Below are 16,345 nucleotides of genomic sequence, written 5' to 3' on the forward strand. Positions count from 1 at the left end.
CCGGCCGTACGCGGGAGCGGGGCGGGTTTTCCACAGGTGAGGGGGCCAGGCTGACGGAGTCGTCCACAGGGTCTGACACGTTTCGGCCGCCGGCTGTACCGTCGTCACAAGTTGATGTTCGTGCGTGCATGTGAGCGGGGGAGGCGGTCGGTGTGACCGAGGGCGGTACGACGACGGTGGAGCCGGTGGCCGGGGCGCGAGTGCCGTGGGTGGCCGGGTTCGCGCGGTGGCCTTCCGCGGGGTCGCCCAAGGACGAGGGCAAGGCCCTGCGGGAGCGGGTGTCACGCAGCGCGCACGCGGACCTGACGCTCACCACCGACCGACCGGACGCGGTGACCGCGGTCGAGGAGTCCAACCGCGGCCGTATCCCCGCCCTCACCCCGATACGGGTCGGTCGGATGGCTGCCACCCCCTTCGCCTTCCTGCGCGGCTCGGCCGGACTCATGGCGCACGACCTCGCGCGCACGCCCATGACCGGCATCGGCACCCAGATCTGCGGCGATGCCCACGCGGCGAACTTCGGCCTGTACGGTGACGCCCGCGGCGGCCTCGTCATCGACCTGAACGACTTCGACGAGACCGTGCACGGCCCCTGGGAGTGGGACCTCAAGCGCCTCGCCACCTCGCTGGTGCTCGCGGGCCGCGAGGCGGGCGCCGACGAGGACACCTGCCGCAAGGCGGCGAACGACGCGGCGGGTGCCTACCGGCGCACCATGCGGCTGCTCGCCAAGCTTCCGGCACTCGACGCGTGGAACGCCATCGCGGACGAGGAGTTGGTCTCGTACACCGACGCCCATGATCTGCTGGGCACGCTGGAGCGGGTCTCCGAGAAGGCGCGGGCCAACACGAGCGGCCGCTTCGCGGCCAAGGCGACCGAGGCGGTGGAGGGCGGCGGCCGCCGCTTCGTCGATGCCCCGCCCGTGCTGAGCCGCGTGGACGACGCGGAGGCCACGGCGGTCGCGGCCTCCCTGGAGCACTACCTGACCACACTCTCGGAGGACCGCCACGCCCTGCTCGCCCGCCACGCCGTGCACGACGTGGCGTTCCGCGTGGTCGGCACCGGCAGCGTGGGCACGCGCTCGTATGTCGTGCTGCTCCTGGACCACCGTGGCGAGCCGCTCGTCCTCCAGGTGAAGGAGGCCCGCCCCTCGGCGTTGGAACCGCACCTCGCGACGGCCGGTTTCGACGTGCTGGACGTGAGCCACGAAGGACGCCGCGTCGTCCTCGGCCAGAAGCGTATGCAGGTCGTCAGTGACATCCTGCTGGGCTGGACCACCGTGGACGGACTCCCGTTCCAGGTACGCCAGTTCCGCAACCGCAAGGGCAGTGTGGACCCCGCGGCCCTCGCCGCCGACCAGATCGACGACTACGGCCGCATGACCGGCGCCCTCCTGGCCCGCGCCCACGCCCACAGCGCCGACCCACGGCTGATAGCCGGCTACTGCGGCAAGAACGAGGAACTCGACGAGGCCGTGGCCACGTTCGCCGCGACGTATGCCGACCGGACGGAGGCGGACCACGCGGACCTGGTGGCGGCGGTACGGGCGGGGCGGATCGAGGCGGAGACGGGGGTGTGAGGAGCCTGCGGGGCCCAGGAGCCGGCAGGTGTGCCCAGGGATGCTGAGCTGATCGGCTGACGAGAGCGGGCGGTCGGAGGAGTTTCCGGGCGTGGCCTAGGCTGGGGCGGGTGACGACCCCGGAAGCCGATCAGTCCCCGTTCGAGCGCCCCGCTGAGCCTGTTGAGGCTGCTGGGGGTGCGGAGTCTGTCGAGGGAGCCGAGCACCAGGGCGATACGGAGCCGGAGAAGGGGGCGGATGCCGGCGCGGCCGGTGGAGGCGCGGGGGCGGAGCGGCCTGAGGAGCGGTTGGAGCGGGCCGTGCGGGCGGCCGAGCAGGCGTTGATCGAGTACGAGATCGCCGTGGAGACCTTCCGGGTCGAGGTGGAGAACTTCTCCCGGCTGCATCACCAGAAGCTCGGCCCCATGTACGCCCGGCTCGACGAGCTGGACGCCCAGATCGCCGAGGCGAAGGCCGCGCGCACCGGCGACCCCGAGGATGTACGCAAGGCGCAGGAGGCCCGGGCCCGGGTCATGCCCATGCCGGGTGTGGAGGAGCTGTTCCACGGCTGGATGGACTCGGAGGGCCTGTTCCCCGAGGCCGCCGCGATGCTCACCGACCGGCCCGTGCGGCCCCCGGAGCGGGTGCGTCCCAGTGACGAGGCCCGCAGGCTCTATCGCGAGCTGGTCCGCAAGGCGCACCCTGACCTGGCCCAGGACGACAAGGAGCGTGAGCGGCGGGACGAGTTCATATCGCGTGTCAACGCCGCGTACGGCCGTGGTGACGAGGTCCTGCTGCGGGAGCTGTCCGAGGAGTGGGCCGCGGGGCCGGTGCCCGAGGAGCGCAGGCCGAGTCGCAACGAGGAGCTCTACGCCCGCCTCGAATGGCTCGCCCAGCGCAAGGAGCTGCTCACCCTCGTCGCCCGGGAGCTCGAGGAGGGCGCCATCGGTTCGATGCTCCGCCTCGCCCCGGACGACCCCGACCGTCTCCTCGACGAGATCGCCGATCAACTGTTGGCGGAGGTCGCGCAGCGGGAGGCGGAGCTTGCGGCGCTTCTCACCCAGGACGGCCAGGACAGCCAGGTCGATCAGGGTGGCCAGGACAGGCCGGGCGGGACGGGTGATCAGGTCGGCTAGCCCGGTCGGGTAGCGTCGTAGGCATGCATTTCGGAGCTGGTGTGCCCACGGTCCAGGTCGGGGACCTCAAGGACGGCGACTTCCTGCTGGACGTCCGGGAGGACGACGAGTGGCAGGCGGGCCATGCCGAAGGAGCGCTGCACATTCCCATCAGTGAGTTCGTGGCGCGCTACGGCGAGCTCACCGAGGCGGCGCCGCAAGACGGCAGGGTCCATGTGATCTGCCGCTCGGGCGGGCGTTCGGCGCAGGTCGCCATGTATCTCGTCCAGCAGGGCATCGACGCCGTGAACGTCGACGGTGGCATGCAGGTCTGGGCGGCTTCCGGCCGACCGGTGGTGGACGACAAGGGTGGGTCCGGCTTCGTTCTCTAGGGACAGCCTCTCCCTTATGGCTGCTTCCTGTGTCGGTCGGCTGCTTCGTTTGTCGAACCAGGGCGCGCAGGGGATCCGCGCGCCCCTGTCCTCGGCGTGCGCGACGCTCACCCCAGTGGGTGTGCCGCCAGCAGATCGCCCAGTGCCTCCTCGTATGCCGCCGCGGAGCCGAGTGACAGTTCGAGGTGCTTGGCCCAGGCGTGGTAGCGGTGCAGGGGGTAATCGACGTCGGCGCCGAAGCCGCCGTGCAGATGTTGCGCGGTCTGTACGACCCGTCGTACGCCCTCCGAGGCCCAGATCTTGGCCACGGCGACGTCTCCGGCCGCGGGTAGCGCACCTCCCGCCCCGGAACTGATCCGCCAGGCGGCCTGCCACAGGGTCGCCTCCATCGCGCGCAGGTCGATGAAGCGGTCGGCGGCCTGTACGGCGACCGCCTGGAACGAGGCGATCGGGAACCCGAACTGCTCCCGCTTGCCGGCGTATTCGCTGGTCATGGCCAGTGCGCCCTCCCCCAGTCCGAGTGCCAGCGCACACGTACCGGTGGCCAGCAGTTCCCGGAGCCGTTCCCAGGCGCCCTCCGCGTCGATGACGTTCCGCGCGGCGATCCGAACCGACTCCATCCGCAGCTCGGCCAGCCGTTCCCCGGCCGTGGAGATCTGCTCGGCGAGCACGAGGCCGTCGTGGACCCGTGGGACGACCGCGAGCACGACCCGGCCGTCGGTGAGGGCGGCTGCATGCCCGGACCCGTCGGCGACGACACCGGACGCGACCACCCCCGGTACCACGACGAAGTCGGCGTTGTGCGCCCAAGGCACCGCCGTCTGCACTCCGTCCAGGACCCAGGTCCCGTCGTCCTCCTGCTTGGCGCTGACGGCCAGTTCGGCGGGGTCGTGGCCGGTGCGGCCGTGCGCGGCGACGGTCAGCACGATCTCGCCCCGGCCCACCCGCGTGAGCAGCTCCGCCTTCAGCTCCTCGCTGCCGTGCGCCTGTACGGTCACCGCCGCCGCGCTGCTCTCCAGCAGCGGCACCCTGGCCAGTACCTTCGCCGACTCGCGCAACACCAGGCACAGCGCGATCGGGTCGAGCCCCGAGCCACCGTAGGAAGGGTCCAGCAACAGGCTGAGCAGGTCCGCGTCGGCGAGCTTCGCCCACAGAGCCCGGTCGAAGTCGTCGGCCACGGCTCCCGGTACGAGCGAAGGACTCGGCACTCCGTCCGGCGCGACTCCGGCGAACACTGCCCGCGCCGCCTCGGCCGCCGCCTGCTGCTCCTCGGTGAAGGTGAAGTCCACGGTTCCGCCCTTCCGTGTCGCCGATGACGGGGCGTCAAGATAGAACAGGTTCTAGAAGAAGGGAATGGCGTGGCGCCGGTCGAGGAGACGGTCACGCGAACGGTGATTCGGTCAGGAGAACGACCCGGTCGGCTTCGGAGTCGAAGCCGAGGACCGGATGGCCGTCACCGCCCTCCGGGCCCATCAGAACCGGCGTGCCCGGACACCGCCCGATGTCCCGCAGAAATCCGCAGAACCCGTCAAACCGCTCCCCTCTCTGGATCTTCCGCAGATCCACATCGAAGTCGATCTCCTCCGCCGCGTGGAATCGAAAGATCGTCAGCACCTCGGTCGAAAGGCGAACCCGCAGCTCACGGCATTCGGCAGCGGCTGGACGCACGAGCACCGTCGGTACCCGAGGCACCGGCGGGGTCGCATCGCTTGCCGCAGATCGAACACCCAGCCAACCCCATACATTTCATCTACCGATCGTTCGGTCTGTCCTGGCTTTCGGCTCAATGATGGACTGCTGCGCCGTAAGGTGTCCCCCGCTGTGGATAACCTCGTGGAAGCCGTGTGAGCGGTGTGACGATGTGACTGCTGTGGCCACCGAGGCTGTGCCGGATGGATGCGGCTGAGTAAGTTCCGGTGGGGAAACGGACCGGGAGTGGGAAGCGGGGAGCGGGGCGGAATGGACGCGTACGACGAGGTCTCGAACGGCCGCCGCGGGCCGGACGAGCCCGAGGGCTCCGCATCCACAATCCCCGCCGAGGGAGGGATCGACGACGGGAGGCCCGCTGGTGAGAGGCGTGCCGACGAGCGACCTATCGACGGGAGTGCCACTGACGAGAGTGCCCTCGGCGCGCCCCAACCGCCCCATTCGCCCGACCCGACGCAGCCGACCTCCGGTATCGCAGCGCTCTCCCTCCCCTACCAGATCACCGCGGCGCTCGTACTCGCTGTCGTCGCGGTCGTGGCCTGCGTGCACATAGGCATGGTGTTCCTGCATATCGCCCCCTCGAACACGTTGACGAAGCAGCATGGTCGGGTGGTTGAGGGGTGGGTGTTCCCGGAGTTCGAGCAGAACTGGAAGCTGTTCGCGCCGAACCCGCTGCAGCAGAACATCGCGGTGGAGGTCCGCGCCGATGTGCGCACCGCGGCCGGTGATGTCCGTACGACGGGCTGGTACGGCCTGTCGGCGCTGGACGGCGCCGCCATCGACGGCAATCCGATGCCGAGCCACACCCAGCAGAACGAACTGCGCCGGGCCTGGGACTTCTACGCCTCCACGCACGACAGCGAGAACCGCGCCACGACCTCGCGGGGTGGGTTGTCCGAGCGCTATCTGCGCCGCATCGTGGTGCTTCGCCTCGACCGTGAGCAGGCCGGCGGCGTCGCCGACGGGGTCATCGAGCGGATACAGGTCCGGTCACGTACCACCAATGTGCGGCCGCCAGACTGGAGCGAGGAACAGGTGTCCGACAAGCCCGTCGTCCGTGAGCTGCCCTGGTGGTCGGTGACCGACCGCGACCGCACGGAGGCGAGCGCCGAATGAGCTCCACGAGCCCCTCGACTCCTACGAATCCGGGCAACCCGGTGGGGCCTCCTGGCCCTCCTGGCCTTCCCGGCCTTCCCGGCCGTCTCTCCGCCGCGATCGGCAGTGGGATCACCCGGGTCACCGACAATGCGCTGGGCCCCTACCAGAGCGCGATCATACGTATCGGCTTCGCCGCGACCTGGCTGCTGTTCCTGCTGCGGGAGTTCCCGCACCGGCACGAGTTGTACGGTCCCGACGGGCCCTGGAGCTGGGACCTCGCCCAGCAGCTCCTCGCGAGCAACGACGCCTTCACGGTGCTGATCTGGTCGAAGAGCGAGGTGTGGTTCGAGATCGTCTACGCCCTCGCCGTGCTGTCGAGCCTCCTGCTGCTGCTCGGCTGGCGCACCCGCACCGCGAGCGTGCTCTTCATGGTGGGAGTCCTCTCGCTGCAGAACCGCAGCGTCTTCATGGGCGACGGCGGCGACAACGTCATCCACCTCATGGCGATCTACCTCGTCCTCACCCGCTGCGGCCAGGTCTGGTCCCTGGACGCCCGGCGTGCACGGCGCACGCGCGAGCGCGCCGAGCGGGAGGGCGAGGAGCCGGAGAGCGAGAAGCCGCAGGACCGCGTCGGTCCCGTCCTGTGGTGCGTGCTTGGCTTCGTGCTGCTGGTGGCGACGTTCGGCGGCCTTGTTCCCGGCGGCTTCCTGGGCGGCTGGCTGACCGTCTTCTGGGGGCTGTGGGCGGTGCACGCCCTCTGGTGGGCCGTCAAGCGCATCGAGTCGGACACCAAGCCCCGTGTCCTGCTCGACATCGTCGCCAATCTCACGCACAACGCCGCCCTGGTCGTGATCATGGCCGAGGCGTGTCTGATCTACGCGGCCGCCGGCTGGTACAAGATCCAGGGCACGCGCTGGCAGGACGGCACGGCCTCCTACTACCCCCTCCACCTGGACTACTTCTCGCCCTGGCCGGCGCTCTCCGACCTGATGTCGTCGAGCGGCACGATGGTGATGCTGATGACGTACGGGACGGTCATCGTTCAGGTCGCCTTCCCGTTCACGCTCCTCAACCGGCGCGTCAAGAACGTCCTGCTGGCGGTCATGATGACCGAGCACGCAGTGATCGCCGTCGTTCTCGGTCTGCCGTTCTTCTCGCTCGCGATGATCGCCGCCGACGCCGTCTTCCTGCCGACCTCCTTCCTGAAGCGCCTGGGTGACTGGGTGACACGCGCGCGTGGACGCGTCCTGGGACGTGTGTTCCCCGGGCGCGACCGTACGCCGCCGGGCCCGGCCGACCAGCAGCGGACACCGCTCCCTGCCGACAACACGGACAAGGAGGCGACCGAGCAGGCACACGTAGGCTTCACCGCATGAACGATCCGGTGAGTGCGGCACCCTTCGGCGAACCGGCGAACGACCCGGTGCGGACCTGGCGCCGCCTCGCCGACGACTCCGTCCTGCTCGACGGATTCCACGCCCTCAAGCACGCCCTGCGCTTCGGCGCCGAGGTACCGGTGGCGGTCACCGCCGACCGTGCGGCGGCACTCGTCCTCGCCGACGACCTGGCCTCCGACGTACGGGACCGGCTCGCTGACCTCCTCCAGGAGATCCCGGAGGAGACGTACCGCACGCTCGTGGCTCGCCCGCACCCCACCGCGATCGCCGCCCTGGCCGTACGCCCCTCACGCGCGTCCAACCTGGCGATGCTCGCGCACACCCCGCGCACCGCGCCCGTCGTCGTCCTCGACAACCCGCGCAACCTGGGCAACGCCGGCGCCGTGATCCGCCTGGCGGCTGGTTTCGGCGCGACCGGGGTGGTGACCACGGGCACCCTGGACCCCTGGCATCCCACGGTCGTGCGCGGCGGCGCGGGCCTGCACTTCGCGACCGCGGTCGAGCGCCTGGAAGTGGCCGAGCTGCCCCCGGGCCCGCTCTTCGCGCTCGACCCCGAGGGCGACGACATCCGGGGCCTGAAGCTCCCGGACGACGCCGTCCTCGCCTTCGGCTCCGAGCGCAGCGGGCTGTCCGCCGAGCTCCGCGCGCGGGCCGACCATCTGCTCGCCCTGCCGATGCGCCCCCAGGTCTCCAGCTACAACCTCGCCACGAGTGTGGCCATGACGCTGTACCACTGGAGCGCGACCGGGGGCGCGAGGGCCTAGGGGGGTGGTGGAAGTCCCGCACAGGACTTCCACCACCCCCCTGGGGACCTCAGGCGTCCCGGCGTACTTCCACCACCCGGAACCGATTCGCGACGAACGCACCGTCGCACAGCGCCGCATTCGCCGCCGGGTTCCCACCCGACCCATGGAAATCAGAGAACGCGGCCGTCTGGTTGACGTAGACCCCGCCGGTGAGATTGAGGGACAGCTGCGCGGCCTCCTCCAGACAGACCTCCTCGACGTCCCGCTCGACCTCCTCGTCGGTCGTGTACGCACCGACCGTCATCGCACCCTTGTCACTGATCGTCCGGCGCAGCAACTCCACCGCGTCAGCCGTCGAGTCGACCGCGACAGCGAACGACACCGGCCCGAAGCACTCGCTCATGTAGGCGGCCTCGTCATCCGGCTTCGCCCCGTCCAGCTTCACGATCACCGGCGTACGGACGACCGCTCCGGGGAACTCCGGGTTGCTGATCTCCCGTGAGGCGAGGGCGACTTCGCCGAGCCCGGCGGCGGCTTCGAGGCGGGCCTTCACGTCGGGGTTCACGATCGCGCCGAGCAGGGCGTTCGCGCGCGCGTCGTCGCCCAGCAGGCCGCTGACCGACTTGGCGAGATCGGCGACGACCTCGTCGTACGACTTCGTGCCCTCGTCGGTGGTGATGCCGGCGCGGGGGATCAGGAGGTTCTGGGGGGTGGTGCACATCTGGCCGCTGTACAGGGACAGGGAGAAGGCCAGGTTGGACAGCATGCCCTTGTAGTTGTCGGTGGAGTCGACGAGCACCGTGTTGACGCCGGCCTTCTCCGTGTAGACCTGTGCCTGGCGGGCGTTGGCCTCCAGCCAGTCGCCGAAGGACGTCGAGCCCGTGTAGTCGATGATGCGGATCTCGGGGCGGGTGGCCAGGATCTTGGCGATGCCCTCGCCGGGGCGTTCGGCGGCCAGTGCCACCAGGTTGGGGTCGAATCCGGCCTCGGCGAGGACCTCACGGGCGACCTGGACGGTGAGGGCGAGCGGCAGCACCGCGCGCGGGTGGGGCTTCACGAGGACCGCGTTGCCGGTGGCGAGGGAGGCGAACAGGCCCGGGTAGCCGTTCCACGTCGGGAAGGTGTTGCAGCCGATGACCAGGGCGATACCGCGCGGGACGGGCTTGAACCGCTTGGTCATCGCCAGCGGGTCGCGCTTGCCCTGGGGCTTGGTCCACTCCGCGTTGTCGGGCGTGCGGACCTGCTCGGCGTACGCGTACGCCACCGCCTCCAGGGCGCGGTCCTGCGCGTGCGGGCCGCCCGCCTGGAAGGCCATCATGAACGCCTGGCCGGAGGTGTGCATGACCGCGTGGGCGAACTCGTGGGTGCGGTCGCTGATCCGCTTGAGGATCTCCAGGCACACCGCCGCGCGCGCCTCCGCGCCCGCGTCGCGCCACCCGCGCTGACCGGCCTTCATGGCGGGCAGCAGCGTGTCGATGTCGGCGTGCGGGTACGTGATGCCCAGCGCCAGGCCGTACGGGGAGGTCTCGTCGCCCACCCAGTCGTCGGTGCCGGGCTGGCCGAGGTCGAGGCGGGTGCCGAGGAGGGCGTCGAAGGCGGCCTTGCCCTCCGCCATGCCCAGGCTGCCGTTCTCGCCGTACGCCTTGGGGTGCTCGGGGTGCGGGGACCAGTACGCGCGTGTGCGGATCGCCTCCAGCGCCTGGTCGAGGGTGGGCCGGTGCTTGGCGATCAAGGAGTGCGCGGGCAGTTCGGCGGCCATGCGTGACCAACTCCTCACGTCAGAGGCTCTTCTTCGAGGTCTGACCTGGGCAGGAACAGGCGGACAGGGTTAGAGTAACCGAACGATCGGTCGGGACAAGGGGGTCCGCCGCATCTGTGGACAACCCTGTGCGGGAGGATCGCGCACATGACAGCACTCGACCTCAGCAGCCCCGTGGCCGTCGTCGGCACCGGCACCATGGGCCAGGGCATCGCCCAGGTCGCGCTGGTCGCGGGCCATTCCGTACGGCTGTACGACGCCGTCCCCGGCCGCGCCCGGGAGGCGGCCGAGGCGATCGGCGCCCGGCTCGACCGGCTCGTCGCGAAGGACCGTATGACCGCCGCCGACCGGGACGCCGCGCGTGTCCGGCTGCACGCCGCGGAGAGCCTCGCCGACCTCACGGACTGCGCCCTCGTCGTCGAGGCGATCCTGGAACGGCTGGACGTCAAGCAGGAGCTGTTCCGCGCGCTGGAGGACGTCGTCGGCGAGGACTGCCTGCTCGCCACCAACACCTCCTCCCTTTCCGTCACGGCGATCGGCGGGGCCCTGCGCAATCCCGGGCGTTTCGTGGGCCTGCACTTCTTCAATCCCGCGCCGCTGCTGCCGCTCGTCGAGGTCGTCTCCGGGTTCGCCACCGACGTCACGTCGGCCACGCGCGCGTACGAGACGGCCCGCGCCTGGGGCAAGACGCCGGTCGCGTGCGCCGACACCCCCGGCTTCATCGTCAACCGCATCGCACGGCCGTTCTACGCCGAGGCCTTCGCGGTGTACGAGGCGCAGGCCGCCGAGCCGGCCACGATCGACGCGATCCTGCGCGAGTGCGGCGGCTTCAAGATGGGCGCGTTCGAACTGACCGACCTCATCGGGCAGGACGTCAACGAGTCCGTCACGCACTCCGTGTGGCAGGCCTTCTTCCAGGACGTGCGCTTCACGCCCTCGCTGGCCCAGCGGCGGCTCGTCGAGTCCGGCCGGCTCGGCCGCAAGACCGGGCAGGGCTGGTACGACTACGCGGACGACGCCGAGCCCGCCGAGCCGCACACCGCGGAGCCGGTCCAGGCGCCCGCGTACGTCGTCGCCGAGGGCGACCTCGGCCCCGCCTCCGAACTGCTCGCGCTGATCCGCGAGGCGGGCATCGGCGTCCGCGAGGACGACGAGGACCACGGCACCCGCCTGGTCCTGCCGAGCGGTGGCCAACTGGCCCTGGCGGACGGCCAGACCTCCGTGGAGTTCCGCGACGTCGTCTACTTCGACCTGGCGCTGGACTACCGCCGGGCCACCCGTATCGCCCTGTCCGCCTCCCAGGACACCTCCCCGCAGACGCTCGCCGAGGCCACCGGGCTCTTCCAGGCGCTCGGCAAGGACGTCAGCGTCATCGGGGACGCCCCCGGCATGATCGTCGCCCGTACGGTGGCCCGGATCGTCGACCTCGCGCACGACGCCGTGGCGAAGGGCGTGGCCACCGAGGAGGACATCGACACGGCGATGCGGCTCGGCGTCAACTACCCGCTCGGGCCCTTCGAATGGAGCCGCAGGCTGGGCCGCAACTGGGCGTACGCCCTCCTGGACGACCTGCATCTGCGCGACCCCTCCGGGCGCTACGCTCCGTCCCTCGCGCTGTACCGCCACGCCTACGCCTCCGACAAGCGGGAGGGCACCTCCTCATGACCACAGCCAAGCGCGACACGTACACCCCGGAGACGTTGCTGTCCGTCGCCGTTCAGGTCTTCAACGAGCGTGGCTACGACGGCACTTCCATGGAGCATCTGTCCAAGGCGGCCGGTATCTCCAAGTCGTCGATATACCACCACGTCACGGGCAAGGAGGAGCTGCTGCGCCGGTCCGTGAGCCGGGCGCTGGACGGGCTCTTCGGGATCCTCGACGAGGAACCCGCGCACGCGGGACGTGCGGTGGAGCGGCTGGAGCACGTCGTCCGGCGCATGGTCGAGGTCCTCATCGCGGAACTGCCGTACGTGACACTGCTGTTGCGCGTGCGCGGCAACACCGACACCGAGCGCTGGGCCCTGGAACGACGGCGTGAATTCGACCACCAGGTCGCCGAGTTGCTGAAGGCCGCGGCCGCCGACGGGGACGTGCGCGGTGACGTGGAGGTGCGGCTCGCGACCCGGCTGGTCTTCGGGATGATCAACTCCATCGTGGAGTGGTACCGGCCCGACGGGCGGGGCATGGGCGAGCGCGAGGTTTCCGACGCGGTCGTACAGATGGTCTTCGGGGGGCTCCGCAAGGAGCACTGAGGGCGGTCGCCGACCGCCGCCCCGGGGTGAGCACGCGCTCCTGTCCCGGCTCACCCCTCCGGCTCTGCGTCCTCCTCCTCGAACACCAGTAGCGTGCGGGTGCTGAGTACCTCGGGGATGGCCTGGAGCTTGGTGAGTACCACCTCGCGCAGGGCCCGGTTGTCCGAGGTGTGCACCAGGAGCAGTACGTCGAAGTCGCCGCCCACCAGGGCAATGTGGGCGGCGTCGGGCAGTTGGCGCAGTTGTTCGCGGACCGTGCGCCAGGAGTTCTGCACGATCTTGAGAGTGATGTAGGCCGAGGTGCCCTTTCCGGCGCGCTCGTGGTTCACGCGCGCCCCGAAGCCGCGGATCACGCCGTCCTCGATGAGGCGGTTGATGCGCGCGTAGGCGTTGGCGCGCGACACATGGACATGCTCGGCGACGGACCGTATCGAGGCGCGGCCGTCGGCCTGGAGCATGCGCAGGATGTCCTGATCTATGGCGTCCAGCGGTCGAGGGGGCGGCAGGGCCGGGCCATGCTCCGGTGGCTCGGCCATTTGTTCAGGTGCCATGCGCCCCCGCCTCCCTACCATGGACGTACTGCGTTCATTTCAGGCTGTGCAGAACCGTTTGTCCACAGCCTGAGGGTGCCTGTAGCCAAAATGCGTCAACGACCGAACAATCGGTAGGTGAGACGCGTCACAGCCGTGCCGCGTCCCAGAGTCACCCCCACGAGGAGGTGCCGTATGACGGTCATGGAGCAGCGGGGCGCGTACCGCCCGACACCGCCGCCCGCCTGGCAGCCCCGCATGGATCCCGCGCCGCTGTTGCCCGACGCACGGCCGTACCGCGTGCTCGGCACCGACGCGGCCGCCGAAGCGGACCCCGCGCTGCTGCGCCGCCTGTACGCGGAGCTGGTGCGCGGCCGCCGCTACAACGCGCAGGCCACCGCGCTGACGAAGCAGGGCAGACTCGCCGTCTACCCCTCCAGCACCGGCCAGGAGGCCTGCGAGGTCGCCGCCGCGCTCGTCCTCGAAGAGCGCGACTGGCTCTTCCCGAGCTACCGCGACACGCTCGCCGCCGTCGCCCGCGGCCTCGACCCCGTCCAGGCGCTCACCCTGCTGCGCGGCGACTGGCACACCGGCTACGACCCGCACGAGCACCGGGTGGCACCCCTGTGCACCCCGCTCGCGACGCAACTCCCGCACGCCGTGGGCCTCGCGCACGCCGCCCGGCTCAAGGGCGACGACGTGGTCGCGCTCGCCCTGGTCGGCGACGGCGGCACCAGCGAGGGCGACTTCCACGAGGCCCTCAACTTCGCCGCCGTCTGGCAGGCCCCGGTCGTCTTCCTCGTCCAGAACAACGGCTTCGCGATCTCCGTGCCGCTGGAGAAGCAGACCGCCGCCCCCTCCCTCGCCCACAAGGCCGTCGGCTACGGAATGCCGGGCCGCCTGGTCGACGGCAACGACGCGGTCGCCGTGCACCAGGTGCTCGGCGAAGCCGTGGCCCACGCGCGCGCGGGTGGCGGCCCCACGCTGATCGAGGCGGTCACGTACCGCATCGACGCCCACACCAACGCCGACGACGCGACGCGCTACCGCGGCGCCGACGAGGTCGAGACCTGGCGTGCGCACGACCCGATCGCGCTCCTGGAGCACGAGTTGACCGAGCGCGGACTCCTCGACGAGTCCGGCATCCAGGCCGCACGGGACGCCGCGGAGACCATGGCGGCCGACCTGCGCGAGCGCATGAACCAGGACCCGTCGCTCGACCCGATGGACCTGTTCGCCCATGTGTACGCCGAGCCCACTCCCCAACTGCGGGAGCAGGAGGCCCTGTTGCGGGCCGAGCTGGCGGCAGAGCAAGAAGGGGCGCACCGATGACCACCGTCGCACTCAAGCCCGCCACCATGGCGCAGGCGCTCACCCGCGCACTGCGCGACGCCATGGCCGCCGACCCCACCGTCCATGTCATGGGCGAGGACGTCGGCACCCTCGGCGGGGTCTTCCGGGTCACCGACGGGCTCGCCAAGGAGTTCGGCGAGGACCGGGTCACCGACACCCCGCTCGCCGAGGCGGGCATCCTCGGCACGGCCGTCGGCATGGCGATGTACGGGCTCAGGCCGGTCGTGGAGATGCAGTTCGACGCGTTCGCCTACCCGGCGTTCGAGCAGCTCATCAGCCATGTCGCCCGTATGCGCAACCGCACGCGCGGGACTATGCCGCTGCCGATCACCGTCCGCGTCCCGTACGGCGGCGGCATCGGCGGTGTCGAGCACCACAGCGACTCCTCCGAGGCGTACTACATGGCGACTCCGGGGCTCCATGTCGTCACGCCCGCCACCGTCGCCGACGCCTACGGGCTGCTGCGCGCCGCCATCGCCTCCGACGACCCGGTCGTCTTCCTGGAGCCCAAGCGCCTGTACTGGTCCAAGGACTCCTGGAACCCCGAGGAACCGCAGACGGTCGAGCCGATCGGCCGCGCCGTCGTGCGCCGCACCGGCCGCAGCGCCACGCTCATCACCTACGGCCCCTCCGTGCCCGTCTGCCTGGAGGCCGCCGAGGCGGCCACGGCCGAGGGCTGGGACCTCGAAGTCGTCGACCTGCGCTCCCTGGTGCCCTTCGACGACGAGACGGTCGCCGCGTCGGTACGGCGCACCGGGCGCGCCGTCGTCGTCCACGAGTCCGGCGGGTACGGCGGACCGGGCGGCGAGATCGCGGCCCGTGTCACCGAGCGTTGCTTCCACCACCTGGAGGCGCCTGTGCTGCGCGTCGCCGGGTTCGACATCCCGTATCCGCCGCCGATGCTGGAGCGGCACCATCTGCCCGGCGTCGACCGGATCCTGGACGCCGTGGGGCGTCTGCAGTGGGAGGCGGAGAGCTGATGGCCCAGGTGCTGGAGTTCAAGCTGCCCGACCTCGGCGAAGGGCTCACCGAGGCGATGATCGTCCAATGGCTGGTACAGGTCGGTGACGTGGTCGCCGTCGACCAGCCCGTCGTCGAGGTCGAGACGGCCAAGGCGATGGTCGAGGTCCCCTGCCCGTACGGCGGCGTCGTCACCGCCCGCTTCGGCGAGGAGGGCACGGAACTGCCTGTCGGCGCGCCCCTGTTGACGGTGGCCGTGGGCGCCCCGGCCTCCGGCGGCGACACCGAGGGGTCCGGCAACGTCCTGGTCGGCTACGGCACGGGGGCGCCTCCGGCGCGGCGGCGGAGGGTGAGGTCGGGGGACCCCGCACGGTCCGCCGCCGCGCCGGCCGGGGACAACGGCCCTGCGGAGCCGGTCGGGCTCACCGGGGCCGCCCCGGCTGCCGTGCCCGGGGCCGAGCGGAGCGCTGTGACCGCGCTCCAGACCCAGGCCGGTGCCACGGCCGCCCCGGTGCGCCCGGACGGCCCCGCGCGCCCGGACGGCCCCGCGCGCCCGGAGGGCCCGGTGCCGGTCATTTCCCCGCTCGTGCGCCGACTCGCCCGCGAGAACGGCCTCGACCTGCGGCAGCTGCACGGTTCCGGCCCCGACGGTCTGATCCTGCGGGCGGATGTGGAGTACGCGCTGCGGGCCGCCACGGCCGAGGCCCAGGTACCGCAGGCCCCGGCCACGCGGATTTCCGACGTCCCCGGCACCCGTACGCCCCTCCGCGGCATCCGAGGCGCCGTCGCCGACAAGCTCTCCCGGAGTCGGCGCGAGATCCCCGACGCGACCTGCTGGGTGGACGCCGACGCGACCGAGCTGATGAACGCCCGTAGGGCGATGAACGCGACCGGCGGCCCGAAGATCTCCCTCCTCGCGCTGCTCGCCCGGATCTGCACGGCCGCGCTGGCCCGGTTCCCGGAGCTCAACTCGACGGTCGACATGGAGGCCCGAGAGGTCGTACGGCTCGACCGGGTGCACCTCGGTTTTGCCGCGCAGACGGAACGAGGCCTGGTCGTGCCCGTCGTACGGGACGCGCACACGCGGAACGCGGAGTCGCTCAGTGCCGAGTTCGCGCGGCTGACCGAGGCCGCGCGGACCGGGACCCTGACGCCCGCCCAGCTCACCGGCGGGACCTTCACGTTGAACAACTACGGCGTCTTCGGCGTCGACGGCTCCACGCCGATCATCAACCACCCCGAGGCGGCCATGCTCGGCGTCGGCCGCATCGTCCCCAAGCCGTGGGTCCACGAGGGCGAACTGGCGGTACGGCAGGTCGTCCAGCTGTCGCTCACCTTCGACCACCGGGTGTGCGACGGCGGCACCGCGGGCGGCTTCCTGCGGTATGTGGCGGACTGCGTCGAACAGCCGGCGGTGCTGCTGCGCACGCTCTGATCACCGGCTTTGCCGACCCGGCCCGGATGGCGCACTGTCCATCGG

Annotated in this window: 14 protein-coding genes and 1 pseudogene; 11 read left to right on the forward strand and 4 right to left on the reverse strand. The window is 71.1% G+C overall.

Annotated features, from left to right (window positions below; genetic code table 11):
• The first annotated feature begins 152 nt into the window (after window positions 1–152).
• From CES90_RS10525 to CES90_RS10535, 3 genes are all read left to right on the forward strand, one after another.
• Window positions 153–1,577: a DUF2252 domain-containing protein gene (locus CES90_RS10525; RefSeq protein WP_189780851.1), complete on the forward strand. Its 1,425-nt coding sequence runs from the start codon at window positions 153–155 to the stop codon at window positions 1,575–1,577.
• Between the two features lie 110 nt (window positions 1,578–1,687).
• Window positions 1,688–2,692 (forward strand): hypothetical protein, encoded by a 1,005-nt coding sequence (locus tag CES90_RS10530; protein WP_229913583.1) that lies wholly within the window; start codon window positions 1,688–1,690, stop codon window positions 2,690–2,692.
• A 41-nt stretch (window positions 2,693–2,733) separates the two neighbouring features.
• A complete protein-coding gene (locus tag CES90_RS10535; RefSeq protein WP_189781095.1) occupies window positions 2,734–3,063 on the forward strand; it encodes a rhodanese-like domain-containing protein in 330 nt (109 codons plus the stop codon).
• Window positions 3,064–3,170: 107 nt separating this feature from the next.
• Here CES90_RS10535 and CES90_RS10540 read toward each other — a convergent pair whose 3' ends face one another.
• Entirely contained in the window at window positions 3,171–4,352 is a 1,182-nt protein-coding gene (locus CES90_RS10540; protein WP_189780850.1) for an acyl-CoA dehydrogenase family protein, read from the reverse strand.
• Window positions 4,353–4,443: 91 nt separating this feature from the next.
• Window positions 4,444–4,758: pseudogene (locus CES90_RS10545) on the reverse strand (hypothetical protein); the annotation flags it as partial.
• A 264-nt stretch (window positions 4,759–5,022) separates the two neighbouring features.
• Here CES90_RS10545 and CES90_RS10550 point away from each other — a divergent pair.
• Genes CES90_RS10550 through CES90_RS10560 form a run of 3 tightly spaced genes read left to right on the forward strand, consistent with a single transcriptional unit; the run spans window position 5,023 to window position 8,029 of the window.
• A complete protein-coding gene (locus CES90_RS10550) occupies window positions 5,023–5,886 on the forward strand; it encodes a DUF5819 family protein (protein WP_189780848.1) in 864 nt (287 codons plus the stop codon).
• Window positions 5,883–7,244 carry an HTTM domain-containing protein gene (locus tag CES90_RS10555; RefSeq protein ID WP_189780847.1) on the forward strand — a complete coding sequence of 454 codons (1,362 nt, stop codon included), beginning with the start codon at window positions 5,883–5,885 and terminating at the stop codon, window positions 7,242–7,244. The genes CES90_RS10550 and CES90_RS10555 overlap by 4 nt, the downstream gene beginning before the upstream one ends.
• Complete coding sequence (locus CES90_RS10560; protein WP_189780846.1) at window positions 7,241–8,029, forward strand: TrmH family RNA methyltransferase; 789 nt, start codon at window positions 7,241–7,243, stop codon at window positions 8,027–8,029. The genes CES90_RS10555 and CES90_RS10560 overlap by 4 nt, the downstream gene beginning before the upstream one ends.
• A 49-nt stretch (window positions 8,030–8,078) precedes the next feature.
• Here CES90_RS10560 and paaN read toward each other — a convergent pair whose 3' ends face one another.
• A complete protein-coding gene (paaN, locus tag CES90_RS10565; protein WP_208921414.1) occupies window positions 8,079–9,770 on the reverse strand; it encodes a phenylacetic acid degradation protein PaaN in 1,692 nt (563 codons plus the stop codon).
• Between the two features lie 147 nt (window positions 9,771–9,917).
• Between paaN and CES90_RS10570 the strand changes: the two genes are divergently transcribed.
• Together CES90_RS10570 and CES90_RS10575 are read left to right on the forward strand one after the other, a co-directional pair.
• Entirely contained in the window at window positions 9,918–11,435 is a 1,518-nt protein-coding gene (locus CES90_RS10570) for a 3-hydroxyacyl-CoA dehydrogenase (RefSeq protein WP_189780844.1), read from the forward strand.
• Window positions 11,432–12,022 carry a TetR/AcrR family transcriptional regulator gene (locus CES90_RS10575; RefSeq protein ID WP_189780843.1) on the forward strand — a complete coding sequence of 197 codons (591 nt, stop codon included), beginning with the start codon at window positions 11,432–11,434 and terminating at the stop codon, window positions 12,020–12,022. Before CES90_RS10570 ends, CES90_RS10575 begins: the two co-directional genes overlap by 4 nt.
• A 50-nt stretch (window positions 12,023–12,072) precedes the next feature.
• On the opposite strand, the gene CES90_RS10580 is transcribed toward CES90_RS10575, so the two are convergent.
• Window positions 12,073–12,558 carry an Lrp/AsnC family transcriptional regulator gene (locus CES90_RS10580; protein WP_189781094.1) on the reverse strand — a complete coding sequence of 162 codons (486 nt, stop codon included), beginning with the start codon at window positions 12,556–12,558 and terminating at the stop codon, window positions 12,073–12,075.
• A 189-nt stretch (window positions 12,559–12,747) separates the two neighbouring features.
• On the opposite strand from CES90_RS10580, the gene pdhA reads away from it, so the two are divergent.
• The 3 genes from pdhA to CES90_RS10595 are packed head-to-tail and all read left to right on the forward strand — an operon-like array spanning window position 12,748 to window position 16,300.
• Window positions 12,748–13,884, forward strand: coding sequence for a pyruvate dehydrogenase (acetyl-transferring) E1 component subunit alpha (gene pdhA / locus CES90_RS10585; protein ID WP_189780842.1), 1,137 nt, complete (start codon window positions 12,748–12,750; stop codon window positions 13,882–13,884).
• Window positions 13,881–14,885, forward strand: a complete 1,005-nt coding sequence (locus tag CES90_RS10590; protein WP_189780841.1) for an alpha-ketoacid dehydrogenase subunit beta — start codon at window positions 13,881–13,883, stop codon at window positions 14,883–14,885. The genes pdhA and CES90_RS10590 overlap by 4 nt, the downstream gene beginning before the upstream one ends.
• Window positions 14,885–16,300 (forward strand): dihydrolipoamide acetyltransferase family protein, encoded by a 1,416-nt coding sequence (locus CES90_RS10595; RefSeq protein ID WP_189780840.1) that lies wholly within the window; start codon window positions 14,885–14,887, stop codon window positions 16,298–16,300. Before CES90_RS10590 ends, CES90_RS10595 begins: the two co-directional genes overlap by 1 nt.
• Window positions 16,301–16,345 lie beyond the last annotated feature (45 nt).

The sequence above is a fragment of the Streptomyces capitiformicae genome (assembly GCF_002214185.1).
Taxonomy (GTDB): Bacteria; Actinomycetota; Actinomycetes; order Streptomycetales; family Streptomycetaceae; genus Streptomyces; species Streptomyces capitiformicae.